General features: G+C 36.9%; 11 protein-coding genes and 1 pseudogene. 8 read left to right on the top strand and 4 right to left on the bottom strand.

Going from position 1 to position 12297, the window contains the following annotated elements; genetic code table 11:
- The first annotated feature begins 1 nt into the window (after position 1).
- The 7 genes and pseudogenes from mnmG to CUU59_RS04690 all read left to right on the top strand — a co-directional run bounded on the left by mnmG (position 2) and on the right by CUU59_RS04690 (position 8330).
- Positions 2 to 1882, top strand: a complete 1881-nt coding sequence (gene mnmG / locus CUU59_RS04720; RefSeq protein ID WP_099950841.1) for a tRNA uridine-5-carboxymethylaminomethyl(34) synthesis enzyme MnmG — start codon at positions 2 to 4, stop codon at positions 1880 to 1882.
- Positions 1863 to 2525: a 16S rRNA (guanine(527)-N(7))-methyltransferase RsmG gene (rsmG, locus tag CUU59_RS04715; RefSeq protein WP_099950840.1), complete on the top strand. Its 663-nt coding sequence runs from the start codon at positions 1863 to 1865 to the stop codon at positions 2523 to 2525. Before mnmG ends, rsmG begins: the two co-directional genes overlap by 20 nt.
- Positions 2526 to 2951: 426 nt before the next feature.
- Positions 2952 to 4493, top strand: a pseudogene (locus CUU59_RS04710) (ABC transporter substrate-binding protein).
- Positions 4494 to 4555: 62 nt separating this feature from the next.
- Complete coding sequence (locus tag CUU59_RS04705; RefSeq protein ID WP_099950839.1) at positions 4556 to 5485, top strand: ABC transporter permease; 930 nt, start codon at positions 4556 to 4558, stop codon at positions 5483 to 5485.
- A gap of 9 nt (positions 5486 to 5494) precedes the next feature.
- The gene (locus CUU59_RS04700; RefSeq protein WP_099950838.1) at positions 5495 to 6373 is read left to right on the top strand and encodes an ABC transporter permease; all 879 of its coding nucleotides are present in this window, start codon (positions 5495 to 5497) and stop codon (positions 6371 to 6373) included.
- Between the two features lie 9 nt (positions 6374 to 6382).
- Positions 6383 to 7378, top strand: coding sequence for an ABC transporter ATP-binding protein (locus tag CUU59_RS04695; RefSeq protein WP_099950837.1), 996 nt, complete (start codon positions 6383 to 6385; stop codon positions 7376 to 7378).
- Between the two features lies 1 nt (position 7379).
- On the top strand, positions 7380 to 8330 hold the full coding sequence (locus CUU59_RS04690; protein ID WP_099950836.1) for an ABC transporter ATP-binding protein: 951 nt from the start codon (positions 7380 to 7382) through the stop codon (positions 8328 to 8330).
- Positions 8331 to 8407: 77 nt separating this feature from the next.
- On the opposite strand, the gene CUU59_RS04685 is transcribed toward CUU59_RS04690, so the two are convergent.
- Genes CUU59_RS04685 through CUU59_RS04670 form a run of 4 tightly spaced genes read right to left on the bottom strand, consistent with a single transcriptional unit; the run spans position 8408 to position 11720 of the window.
- On the bottom strand, positions 8408 to 9139 hold the full coding sequence (locus tag CUU59_RS04685) for a phosphate ABC transporter ATP-binding protein (protein ID WP_099950835.1): 732 nt from the start codon (positions 9137 to 9139) through the stop codon (positions 8408 to 8410).
- Complete coding sequence (locus CUU59_RS04680) at positions 9126 to 9956, bottom strand: PstA family ABC transporter permease (RefSeq protein ID WP_099950834.1); 831 nt, start codon at positions 9954 to 9956, stop codon at positions 9126 to 9128. The genes CUU59_RS04685 and CUU59_RS04680 overlap by 14 nt, the downstream gene beginning before the upstream one ends.
- The gene (gene pstC, locus CUU59_RS04675) at positions 9953 to 10813 is read right to left on the bottom strand and encodes a phosphate ABC transporter permease subunit PstC (protein WP_099950833.1); all 861 of its coding nucleotides are present in this window, start codon (positions 10811 to 10813) and stop codon (positions 9953 to 9955) included. The genes CUU59_RS04680 and pstC overlap by 4 nt, the downstream gene beginning before the upstream one ends.
- A gap of 19 nt (positions 10814 to 10832) precedes the next feature.
- A complete protein-coding gene (locus CUU59_RS04670; RefSeq protein ID WP_099950832.1) occupies positions 10833 to 11720 on the bottom strand; it encodes a phosphate ABC transporter substrate-binding protein in 888 nt (295 codons plus the stop codon).
- A gap of 209 nt (positions 11721 to 11929) precedes the next feature.
- Between CUU59_RS04670 and CUU59_RS04665 the strand changes: the two genes are divergently transcribed.
- Complete coding sequence (locus tag CUU59_RS04665; RefSeq protein WP_099950831.1) at positions 11930 to 12292, top strand: DUF2089 domain-containing protein; 363 nt, start codon at positions 11930 to 11932, stop codon at positions 12290 to 12292.
- The last annotated feature ends 5 nt before the right edge of the window (positions 12293 to 12297 follow it).

Here is a 12297-nt window from a genome sequence, read left to right as displayed (position 1 = left end):
TATGGATTATGATTTAATAGTAGTAGGGGCTGGTCACGCTGGATGCGAGGCCGCTATTGCTGCTGCAAATATGGGAATAAAAACTTTAATAATTACCATGAACTTGGACGGAATTGCAGCTCTTTCCTGTAATCCAAATATCGGTGGAACAGGCAAGGGCCACTTGGTTAGAGAAGTTGACGCCCTTGGTGGCTACATGGGACTTAATATTGATAAGTCCTTCATCCAATCAAGGATGCTAAACACATCCAAGGGTCCAGCTGTTCACTCGCTTAGAGTCCAAGCTGATAAACTTGAATACCACAAGCACATGAAGCAAAAATTGGAGAACACAGAAAATTTAATCCTTCGTCAAATGGAGGCCGTCGATATTATTGTAGAAGATAATGAGGTAAAGGGCATTGTCCTTCGCGACGGTAGAGAAATTTGTGCACAGGCTGTTATCTTAGCAACAGGAACTTACCTAAAGGGCAGGGTCTTTATTGGTAAAAATATTTATGAATCTGGACCGGATGGTAGGTTTCCATCGGTTTTGCTTGGAGACAATCTAAGAAAACATGGCATTGTCCTTAGGAGATTAAAGACTGGGACGCCGGCAAGGGTTGACAGGAAGACTATAAATTTTGAAAATATGGAAGTCCAACCTGGCGATGAAGAGATAACACCTTTCTCATTTTTAAATACAAGAGAAGACATTGATCGCCCACAGGTAAATTGTTATTTAACCAGAACGACCAAGAAGATGCATGATTATATTAGAGACCACATGGAAGAATCGGCCCTTTATTCTGGGGCCATAGAAGGGACAGGCCCACGCTATTGTCCAAGTATTGAGGACAAGATCAAGCGTTTTCCAGATAGGGACGACCATCAAGTATTTTTGGAACCTGAAGCTGAGTCGACTGATGAAATTTATGTTCAGGGCGTTTCGACTTCCATGCCCGAATACATTCAAGAAAATATGTACAAGATGATTGAAGGCATGGATGACGTTCGTATTATGCGTCCGGGCTATGCCATTGAATATGATGCAATTTTTGCTACATCTCTTAAGTCTACGCTTGAAAGTAAGGACATAAGCAATCTTTTCTTTGCGGGCCAAATAAATGGGTCTTCTGGTTATGAAGAAGCCGCAGCCCAAGGCCTTGTCGCTGGAATAAATGCGGCGAGAAAAATCAAGGGCCAAGATGAGTTTACAATTAAACGCGATGAAGGTTACATTGGGGTTTTAATCGATGACCTTGTAACAAAGATCACCTATGAACCTTACAGGATGATGACGGCGCGTGCTGAATATCGCCTAACCCTTCGCCAAGACAATGCCGATTTAAGGCTCACACAAAAAGGCTATGATATTGGCCTGGCAAGTGATGAGCGTCTAAAGAAAATGCTTGAAAGAAAAAAAGTTTTGGAAGACGCGATTAAATTGTTGGAAGATAAAAAAATCACCCCAACTGAAGAGACAAATGAGCTTTTGTCAAAGTATACAACGCCGATTAAGACGGCTATTTCCTTAAAAGAGCTAATTAGGCGGCCAGAAATTCGAATTGACCAAGCCCTTGAAATGTTTCCTATAAATATTAATTTAGACAAGGAAACAAAACTCCTCATTGAAACAGAAATTAAATATGAGGGCTATATAAAGAAAAACAACGATAGAATTGCTCGCATGCACAAATTTGAAGATCGTAAATTGCCAGAGGATATTAATTATCATGAGATAAAGGGCCTTAAACATGAGGCGGCTGACAAGCTCACACAAATTAGGCCGGAGACCTTGTCTCAAGCAAGTAGGATTAGCGGGGTCAGCCCATCTGATATGAATGTGCTCATGATTCATCTTGAACTGGAAAGGCGGAAACATGAAAACAGAAATAGTTAATAAGGAAAAAGTTGATAGATATTTAAAGTTAATCCAAGAAAAAAATAAGGTGATGAATCTAACGGCAGTTGATGATTACGATGAGATGTGGGATAAGCATGTCATAGATTCTGCAACCATAATGCCTTTGCTGGAAAAATACGAGATCAAAAGTTTGATTGACATTGGCACTGGCGCAGGTATACCAGGCGTGATTATAAAACTTCAAGACGAAGATTTAAAAATTACCCTTATGGATAGTTTAAAAAAGAGAATTAATTTTTTAGACGAAGTTGTAGAAGACCTTGGATTAAAAAATGTAAAGACCATTCATGCCAGGGCAGAAGATTTGGCCAAAACTCCTGAACGCGAGGCCTATGATGGGGCGATTTCAAGGGCGGTTGCTAGATTAAACACACTTGTAGAATACTGCTTGCCATTTGTTAAAGTCGGTGGATATTTCTTCGCCATGAAGGGGCCGGCTATAGGTGAAGAGATAGAAGAAGCCAAAAAAGCAATAAAAATTCTTGGTGGAGAAATAGTTGAGAATGTAAAATTTGATTACGACTATGGGGAAAGAAATATTTTAGTTATTAAAAAAATTAAGCCAACACCCAAAAAATATCCCCGTGAACAAAATAAGGCAAAGACCAAACCACTATAAATTTTACCTGGAGGAAACTCCAGGTTTTTATTTTATAATTATATCTTACATATATTTAAAAGAAGCCATTTTAAGTTGCTGGTCAATTCTTATAAAAATGTTGAATACTTTTAATGCAAAAAATAAATAGAAATTTTAAAACAAAGTTGTGTTTAAATGTTTACAAAATTATTAAATGTGGTATAATATACTCAAGTACAAAAAAATTGTTGGAAGGAAATATTATGGCTACATATTTTGAAAAAAATTATAATATAACTTATCATAGTAGTAATTATTCGTTCGAGAGTATGTACTATTATATTTTTATGCAGTCATTAAGCAAACTACAAGGATAGGGATTTCTTGTAGTTTTTTTGTACAAATTTTCTGGTATTTCCGTGGTTATCACGTAAATATAAATTGTCACAAAACAAGGAGGATAATATGAAAAGATTTTTGACAATCATCATTTCTATAGCTATGGTTATGACACTATTAACCGGCTGTGGAGGAAACAGCTCATCAAAGGGCGGAAAAGACGCTACACTTGTAGTAGTTAACGACTCAGACGCTGTAACAATGGATCCTATGGGATCAAACGACAATGCTTCATCAAAGGCATTAGTACAAGTATACGAAGGTTTATTTGAACTTACAGGAGACGGCTCAATCAAACCTTTACTATGTGAAAGCTATGATCAACCTTCAGATACAGAATATGTATTCCATCTGAAAAAGGGAGTTAAATTCCACAATGGAGAAGAAATGAAGGCTGAAGACGTTGTATTCTCAATCAAGAGAGCATGTGAAGCTCCAAACGTTCTTCACTTATTCAACACAATCGACAAAGATTCCATTGAAGCCGTTGATGATTACACAGTAAAAATGCAATTAAAACACCCGTTCAAGGGCGTTTTGATGGCCTTTATGCACCCAGGCGGATCAATTCTTTGCAAAAAAGCTGTTGAATAAGCTGGCAAAGACTATGGTCAAACAGGCGACAAAGTTGTAGGTACAGGTCCATTTAAACTTGATGAATGGCAAAAAGCTACAGTTTTAAAATTCTCACGTTTTGAAGATTATCACGGAGAAAAAGCTGGCGTTGCTAAACTTGAAATGAAGATCGTTCCTGAACCAACAAACAGATTCGTTGAATTGCAAACTGGTGGAGCACAAATCGCTTACGAAATTCAACCTCTAGACGTTGAACAAGTTGAAAAAGACGACAAACTTCAAATGTTCAAATCAGACGACTATGGTACAACATATTTAGGATTTAACACATCCAAGGCTCCATTTGACAATCCAAAGGTAAGAGAAGCTATTGCTTACGGTATTGACATGGAAGAAATTATTCCAAAGGTATGGTTAGGTCTAGGACGCACAGCATCCAACTCAATGCCACCAACACTAAAATACTCAATCGGTGACTCAACACAACCTAAGAAACGTGATATTGAAAAAGCTAAGGCTTTATTAAAAGAAGCTGGATATGAAAACGGATTTGCTACAACTCTATCAACAAATGAAAGAAAACAAAGAGTTGATATGGCTACTATTATAAAAGAACAACTTGCTGAAATCGGCATCGATGTAACAATTCAAGTTATGGAATGGTCAGCATATAATGACTTGTTAAAGAACAGTCAACAAGATATGTTTGAAATCGCTTGGATTTCTGATACACCAGACCCAGATACATTCTTATTCCCATGCTTCCACTCATCTGCAAAGGGTGAAGGTGGAAACTACTGCTTCCTAGACGACCCAGAACTAGACAAACTTCTAGAAGACGCTAGAGAAGAACAAGACGATGCAAAACGTGGAGAACTATATAAGGAAGCTCAACAAAGAATTCTTGATACACAAGTTTGGATTCCTCAATACTGGTCAGAATTAACAGTTGCTACATCAGCAAAGGTTAAGGGATTTGAAATGAATCCATTTGGTTTCTACAAGCTAAACAAAGTAACAATAGAAGAATAGTTATTAAATTGAATAAGGCCACTTCAATTTAGTGGCCTTTTCTTTAATATTAGGAGGTACAAATGGCAAAATATATTTTAAAAAGATTATTGTATCTTATTCCCGTTATTCTACTTGTAAGTTTATTTGTTTTCTGGTTATTGTATGTAACGCCTGGTGATCCGGCGAGAAACGTTTTAGGTCCATCTGCAACAGAACAACAAGTTAAGGATTTAAGAGCAGAATTGGGTTTGGATGATCCGTTTTTTGTACAATATGGAAGATATCTAAAAAATATGGTACTTAAGGGAGATTTAGGAAGAAGTTATATTACTAGGGTGCCAGTAGTAAAAGAAATTCAAAGTCGTGCTGGCGCAACTATTAGACTTGCATTTTTAGCTATTACTTTTGCAGTAATTCTAGGTATTCCTATTGGAATTATCTCGGCTGTCAAACAATATAGTATTTTTGATAACATAACAATGATTTTTGCCCTCATAGGGATTTCTATGCCGGTATTCTGGCTGGGGCTCTTGCTTATAATGTTGTTTTCTGTAAAACTCGGCTGGCTACCAGCGTCTGGATTTGACACACCAAAACAATGGATACTTCCAGCAGTTGCTCTTGGCGCACAATCTGTTAGTGTTATTACCAGACAAACCAGAAGCTCCATGCTTGAAGTTATTAGACAAGACTATATAAGAACTGCTAAAGCTAAAGGCCAAGAAGACAAGGTTATCAGAAAAAAACACGCTCTTGCCAATGCTTTAATACCAATCACTACAGTTATTGGTACACAATTTGGTCAGTTGATGGGCGGAGCTCTAATGACAGAAGTTATCTTTTCGATACCAGGAATTGGTCGTTTAATGGTTGACTCAATTAATAAACGTGATATGCCAATGGTTATGGGCTGCGTACTTTTTGTAGCTATTACCTTTGCTTTTGTTAATTTGATCGTTGATATTCTATATACCTTCATCGATCCACGTGTTAAGAGTCAATATGTGTAGGTGATAATTATGGCTAAAGAAAATAAAGTTAAAAAAGAAAAATCTAGACGCCAAACTGGTCTTAGCGAAGTTATGAAGAGGATGTCAAGGAACAAACTTTCTATGGTTGGTCTTGTAATCCTAGTAATATTGATTTTAAGCGCTATATTTGCAGATGTAATTGCACCATTTAAATACAATGAAATCGTGGCTGATCCTTTTGTTACACCGAACAGTGAATTTATTTTTGGAACAGACCACCTTGGTCGTGATATCTTCTCTCGTGTAGTTTACGGTTCCAGAATTTCATTAAAGGTTGGTTTTATTTCTGTTTCGATTGCACTGGTATTTGGGGTAACTATGGGTGCTATAACAGGTTATTATGGAGGCAAGGTCGATACACTCATTATGAGATTTATAGATATCCTACAAGCTATTCCTGATATTTTGCTTGCAATTGCAATTATGGCTGCACTTGGCACAGGCCTTGGCAACCTTATGATTGCTGTTGGTATTGCATCCGTTCCTGCTTATGCAAGAATTGTTAGGTCATCAGTTTTAACAATCAAGGATAATGAATTTGTAGAAGCTGCAAAAGCTAATGGTTCTACAGATTTTAGAATTATTTTTAAACACATAATCCCTAACTGTATGGCTCCTATTATAGTTCAAGCTACACTTGGTGTTGCTTATGCAATTATCAATGCTGCAGGTCTATCATTTATAGGTTTGGGGCTAGAACCTCCAACACCTGAATGGGGCGCAATGCTTTCTGATGGTAGAACATACATCATGCACTACCCACACATCACGGTATTTCCAGGACTTGCAATTGTAATTACAATTTTTGCTTTAAATGTTATGGGCGATGGTTTAAGAGATGCTCTTGATCCTAAGCTTAAGAGATAGGAGGGAATTATGCAAAAAGGAGATTTATTAAATATAAGAAATCTATGCGTTGAATTTCATACCGACTCAGGAATAGTTAAAGCAGTAAACAATATGAATTTATCGCTAAATAGATCAGAAACTTTGGGTCTTGTTGGAGAGACTGGGGCTGGCAAAACTACAACAGCTTTATCAATACTAAACTTGATTCCAGATCCACCCGGAGTAATTACAGATGGTTTTGTTGAATTTGAAGGAGAAGATGTACTAAAGAAAAAGGGCAAAGAAATGAGGGCGATTCGTGGTAAAAAAATCTCCATGATCTTCCAAGACCCTATGACATCTCTAAACCCTGTTATGACAATTGGTGATCAAATCAAGGAAGTTATTGAACTTCACACCGATCTAAATAAAAAAGACCAAGATAAAAGAGTTCTTGAAATGCTAGAACTCGTTGGCATTAGACCAGAGCGTGTAAACGACTATCCTCACCAATTATCAGGTGGTATGAAACAAAGGATAGTTATCGCTATGGCCCTTGCTTGTAATCCTGAAATCATAATAGCTGACGAACCTACAACAGCTCTTGACGTTACTATTCAAGCCCAAGTATTGGAACTTATGAAGGACCTCAAGAGAAAGTTTAACACTTCGATTATTATGATTACTCACGACTTAGGAGTTATAGCTGAAATCGCAGATAGGGTTGATGTTGTCTACGCTGGTGAAGTTGTAGAAAGCGGATCAACAAAAGATATTTACACAAATAAATTGCATCCATATACAATTGGTTTGTTCGAATCAATTCCAAGCTTAACTGATGATGTTGAAAGACTTGCAGTTATTCCAGGTGCCACACCTGACCCAACTGATTTGCCAAAAGGATGCAAATTCCACCCAAGATGCACACATTGCATGGAAAAATGTAAGACACAGGATCCGAAGATGTACGAAGTCGAAGAAGACCACTTTGTAAAGTGTTTCTTGTTTGAAAATTCGGATAAGGCCGAAGATAAGGAGGTATAATATGGATCATTTTATTGAAGTTAAAAATTTAAAAAAATACTTTCCTACTAAAAAAGGTCTCTTACATGCTGTTGAAGATTTGTCCTTATATATCGATAAGGGTGAAACTTTAGGACTGGTTGGTGAATCTGGATGCGGTAAATCCACTGCAGGCCGTGCTATAATTAGACTACACGAACCAACCTCAGGTGAAATTTACCTAAATGGCGAAAACATTATGGATAGGCACAGCAAAAAAGATTTGCGCCTCTTAAGACGGGAAATGCAAATTGTTTTCCAAGATCCATATTCATCACTAAACCCAAGATTAAATACCTTTGATCTTATAGCTGATGCTTTGTATGTAAACAAGATTTACAAGGATAAAAAGGAAATTGAAGAAGTAGTTCTTGAAATGATGGAAACAGTTGGTCTTGAAAAGAGATTAATGAACTCATATCCTCATGAACTTGACGGTGGTAGAAGGCAAAGAATTGGTATAGCAAGGGCCCTGGTTATGAAGCCAGAATTTATCGTCCTCGACGAACCAGTATCTGCTCTTGACGTTTCTATTCAAGCTCAAGTTTTGAACCTACTTCAAGACATTCAACAAGACAAAGATCTTACCTATCTATTTATATCTCATGACCTTTCAGTCGTAAGACACTTGTCGGACAGGGTTGCTGTTATGTATTTGGGCCGTATGGTTGAACTTGCAGACTACAAGGCGATCTTTGAAAATGCCTTGCATCCATATACTCAGGCGCTCTTATCAGCTATACCTGTTCCTGAATATGACTATCATGCAAATAGGATTATCCTTGAAGGCGATGTACCTTCTCCAATTGATCCACCAGATAGATGTGTATTCTATGGAAGATGTAAAAATAGAAAAGAAGGCATTTGCGATGGTCCACACCCACAAATAAGAGAAGTATCTCCAGGACACTTCGTAGCTTGCCACTTGGTATAATTAATTATTATTTATAAAAATAAAACTGCTTTGAAATTAAAAATCAAAGCAGTTTTTCTTTTGTGTAAATATAATTTTTATCCAAATAAGCCAGCTACATAATCTTCTGTGCGTTTGTCTTTTGGGTTTTCAAATATTTGATTTGTCGGTCCCCACTCAATTAATTCTCCGTTTAACATAAAGAGTGTGTTATCCGAAATCCTCTTTGCTTGCTGGAGGTTGTGGGTAACGATTATTATAGTGATTTCGTCCTTGAGATTGACCAAGAGTCTTTCGATTTTTTCTGTGTTTCGTATGTCTAAACTAGAGCAGGGTTCATCAAGTAAAAGGACTTTGGGCTTGATGGCTATGCTTCTAGCTATAGACAGCCTTTGCTGTTGGCCGCCAGAAAGTTCAAAGGCCGATTTGTCTAGGTCGTTGGCGACTTCATCATAGAGACTAACTTTTTTTATAGCTTCAATAGCCGCATCTTTATAATTCATATTATGATATTTGAGGGCGAGTTCCACATTGCCTTTGATAGATAAAGGAAAGGGTGTTGGCTTTTGAAAGACCATGCCAATTTGTTTTCTTAGGTCATTTATATCGTAGGAATTTATATTTTTATCCATATAAAAAATTTCGCCCGTATAGGATCCGCCACGCTCTTCAATAATCTTATTTAAGGTAACCAAAAATGTAGTTTTACCACAACCCGATGGCCCAATTATAGATGTTATTTTATTTTCTGCAAAATCTATATTTACATTCTTGACAACATGATTGTCACCATAGTAAATGTTCAAATCTTTTGTGCTAATAATTGTCATCTTTACCTCCTATCAAAAGAGAGAATGTGTTTATGATAAGTAGGATTATCATAAGGACGAGGGCTGTCCCGTAGCCCATGGTGGTTGAAATGCCTTCGTTAATTAAAATATATAAGTGGTAAGGCAGGGCCATAAAGGGTTTAAATAGCCCGCTTGGTATGCCAGTGTGGATAACAGCTCCTGTGAGCATTATTGGAGCTGTGGCACCAATAGCCAAGCTCCCACCGAGTGTAACGGTTTGGATAATTTTATTTCTTAGGCCCTTTAAAACTATATGTCTAATTACAAAGCCTTTGTCAATTCCTAGTGAGAGAGCAGTTTCTAATTTATCATAGTCGTAATTTATAAATAATTTCTCCATCCTTATTTCCATAAAGGGAAAGATCATTACCGCTAAAGTTGCAGATGCAGATAATACTGACCTGCCTAGTCTTAGCTTGTATACGAGTAAGGTATATCCAAAGAGTCCTAGGACAATTGATGGAATACCTGATATGCATTGGATTATAATTCTTAAAATATTTTTAGTTCTGCCTTCCTTTAGGTAAAAGACAATATAAATTGCCGTCATCAAAGCTAGAATTGATGAAATAAAGGACGACAAGAAAAATGTTATAAGCGAACCTATTATGGCTGGCCAAATGCCGCCTTCCTTTCCTGGAGGCAGGCCAGATGGGCTTCCAAAGAGAAAATCCCAAGATAGGACATGTGCCCCTTCTTTAATTAATTTAGAGAAGAGGGCGATAAGTATAGATGCAAATATCAATAAATTTATAAAAAGTAGGACCTTAAAAATTGTATCTTTAAACTTTCTCATCTTTGGTCCCCCTTAGTAACTATAAAGGAAAATAAAATATTTGTAAGTATTGTTATAAGCATTAGGACTAGGCCAGCAGCGTAGAGGCTGTGGTAGTGCATGCTGTTTAGTTCGACCATACCCATCTCTAGGGCAATGAGCGAAGGAATGGTTTGCCCCTTGCTCAATAGTGTCGGCATAATTGGCGCGTTGCCAATTACCATCATAACGGCCATAGTTTCACCAAAGGCTCTACCCAGCCCAAGGATTATGCCTGCGATAATATTTTTAAGGGCATCCTTAATAATGATTTTCCTTAAGAAAAAGTCCTTGCTTAGTCCGAGTGACTTGTAGATTTCATTGTATTTTTGATAAGACTCTTCCATCTTATCAAAGGTGACTGAAGTTATATAGGGGATAATCATCAGGGCCAAGAGGATGCCGCCAGCCAGAACAGACTCGCCAGTAGCTAAATTAAATTTATCTTCAAAAATTTTGACTATAACGGTTAAGCCTAAAAATCCGTAAATAACTGACGGAACTCCAGCCAGGATATTTAATAAATTATTTATGTATTTCTTGTACTTGCCAGGGACATAGCCGACTATAAGCAAGCTAAGCCCTAGGGAAATTGGTGTGGCAAATAATATTGCAAGAAAAGATGTGTAGGCGCTGGCCAAGATGATTGGCAAGAGGCCAAGCTCTAATTCAACTCCTCGTCGCCAAGTCTTTCCTGAAATAAATTCAATTATGGAATGATTTTTAAAAAATGGTAAACTTTCTATAATTATAAAAATCAAAACTAAAAACAATAAAGAAATAGAAAAAAAGGTAAAGACAGAGAGAATACCTTTAAAAAATTTATCGTTCTTCTTCATATCTTTACCTCCTTTAAAACTATTTTACAGGAACAAATCCTAGGTCGTGAAGGATAGCTTCGCCCTTATCTGATTTTAAATAATCCATAAAAGCTTTTGCTTCACCTTTTAATTCTCCGTCGTGAACAATAATTAGTGGTCTTGAAATGATATATGAACCATTTAAGATTGTTTCTTCAGTTGCTGCAACGCCATTAACCTTGATAGGGAATAGTTTACCTTCGTTTTGGTTTGATACACCAAATGATGCATAGCCGATAGCGTTCTTGTTTTCAATAACTTTTTGAACTAGGGCACCCATTGATGGGGCTTGGATAACGTCTTCGCGAACTGGTGTTTCACCCATGATAACTTTTTGGAAAACTTGGTGGGCTCCGCCGCCTAAGTCTCTAGCAACCACAACGATTTCTTCATCAGGTAGGCTTGGGTCAAAGTCTGACCATTTTTTGTATTCGCCTGAGAAGAATTTTTTGATTTCTTCGCTTGAAAGATCATCAACCAAATTGCAAATTGGGTTTTCTGGGTTAACAGAAATTGTAAGAGCGTCGATACCGATTTTATTTACAACCAAATTTTCAATTTCTTTTTCGCTGTCTTTTAAGTCGCGAGCAAGCATACCAAAGTCTGCAGTTTTCTCTTGGATAGCTTTAATACCAGCACCTGAACCGCCAGTTGACACATTTACTACAACAGGTTTGTCTGCTAGGCTATTGTCGTATTCTTTCCAAGTTTTGTAATTTGATTTGAAGTCATCTGTGACTGCTGATACTACAGGTCCGAGTGTTGATGAACCTGCGAATGATAATTCGCCACTTGCATCAGATGCTTTTTCGCCTGAATCAGCAGGCTTGGTGCATCCTACGAATAAAAGTAGGGCTGCAATAATAATTGCTAATGTTTTTTTCATTAATATTTCCTCCTTAAAAAATAAAAATGTTCATTTGATATTATAGCATTATTAAATAATTTTATCAAACCTATAAGATAAAAAGTGATAGAGCAAATTTTCAAACGAAATTTTAAAAATATTAATTATTAAATTAATTTTATTAATTTTAATCTTAATATTATTGACAAATATTAAAAGAGGTGTTAAAATATACTTGAGGTGATCATATGGCAAATAAAAAATTATCATCCTGTCCGGTTTGCGGAGGATCTTTAATTATCAAAGAGGTCTCCTGCGAGAATTGCGGGACAACTATTAAAGGCGACTTTGAAGAAGATAAGTTTTCAAAGCTCAGCCAAGAGGAAAAAGATTTTATAGAAATTTTTGTAATGAAGAGGGGGTCAATCAAAGAGATTGAGAAGGAATTGGGCATATCCTATCCAACGGTTAGGAATAAACTGGATGGTGTAATTAAATCTCTTGGTCACGATGTAGGCAAAGAAGAGTCTAGGATAGATATCTTAAACAGGCTTAATGAAGGGGAGATTAGCCCTGAAGAAGCCACTGAACTTTTAAAAGAATATAAATAAAAAGG

It is taken from the genome of Ezakiella peruensis, from assembly GCF_900215725.1.
GTDB classification, from domain to species: domain Bacteria; phylum Bacillota; class Clostridia; order Tissierellales; family Peptoniphilaceae; genus Ezakiella; species Ezakiella peruensis.
This window is presented reverse-complemented; position numbering and strand designations above follow the sequence as displayed.

What these genes read in the sequence shown, in the direction of transcription:
- mnmG (WP_099950841.1), top strand. Translation starts at nt 2, where the DNA reads ATGGATTATGATTTAATAGTAGTAGGGGCTGGTCACGCTGGATGCGAG.
- rsmG (WP_099950840.1), top strand. Translation starts at nt 1,863, where the DNA reads ATGAAAACAGAAATAGTTAATAAGGAAAAAGTTGATAGATATTTAAAG.
- CUU59_RS04705 (WP_099950839.1), top strand. Translation starts at nt 4,556, where the DNA reads ATGGCAAAATATATTTTAAAAAGATTATTGTATCTTATTCCCGTTATT.
- CUU59_RS04700 (WP_099950838.1), top strand. Translation starts at nt 5,495, where the DNA reads ATGGCTAAAGAAAATAAAGTTAAAAAAGAAAAATCTAGACGCCAAACT.
- CUU59_RS04695 (WP_099950837.1), top strand. Translation starts at nt 6,383, where the DNA reads ATGCAAAAAGGAGATTTATTAAATATAAGAAATCTATGCGTTGAATTT.
- CUU59_RS04690 (WP_099950836.1), top strand. Translation starts at nt 7,380, where the DNA reads ATGGATCATTTTATTGAAGTTAAAAATTTAAAAAAATACTTTCCTACT.
- CUU59_RS04685 (WP_099950835.1), bottom strand. Translation starts at nt 9,139, where the DNA reads ATGACAATTATTAGCACAAAAGATTTGAACATTTACTATGGTGACAAT.
- CUU59_RS04680 (WP_099950834.1), bottom strand. Translation starts at nt 9,956, where the DNA reads ATGAGAAAGTTTAAAGATACAATTTTTAAGGTCCTACTTTTTATAAAT.
- pstC (WP_099950833.1), bottom strand. Translation starts at nt 10,813, where the DNA reads ATGAAGAAGAACGATAAATTTTTTAAAGGTATTCTCTCTGTCTTTACC.
- CUU59_RS04670 (WP_099950832.1), bottom strand. Translation starts at nt 11,720, where the DNA reads ATGAAAAAAACATTAGCAATTATTATTGCAGCCCTACTTTTATTCGTA.
- CUU59_RS04665 (WP_099950831.1), top strand. Translation starts at nt 11,930, where the DNA reads ATGGCAAATAAAAAATTATCATCCTGTCCGGTTTGCGGAGGATCTTTA.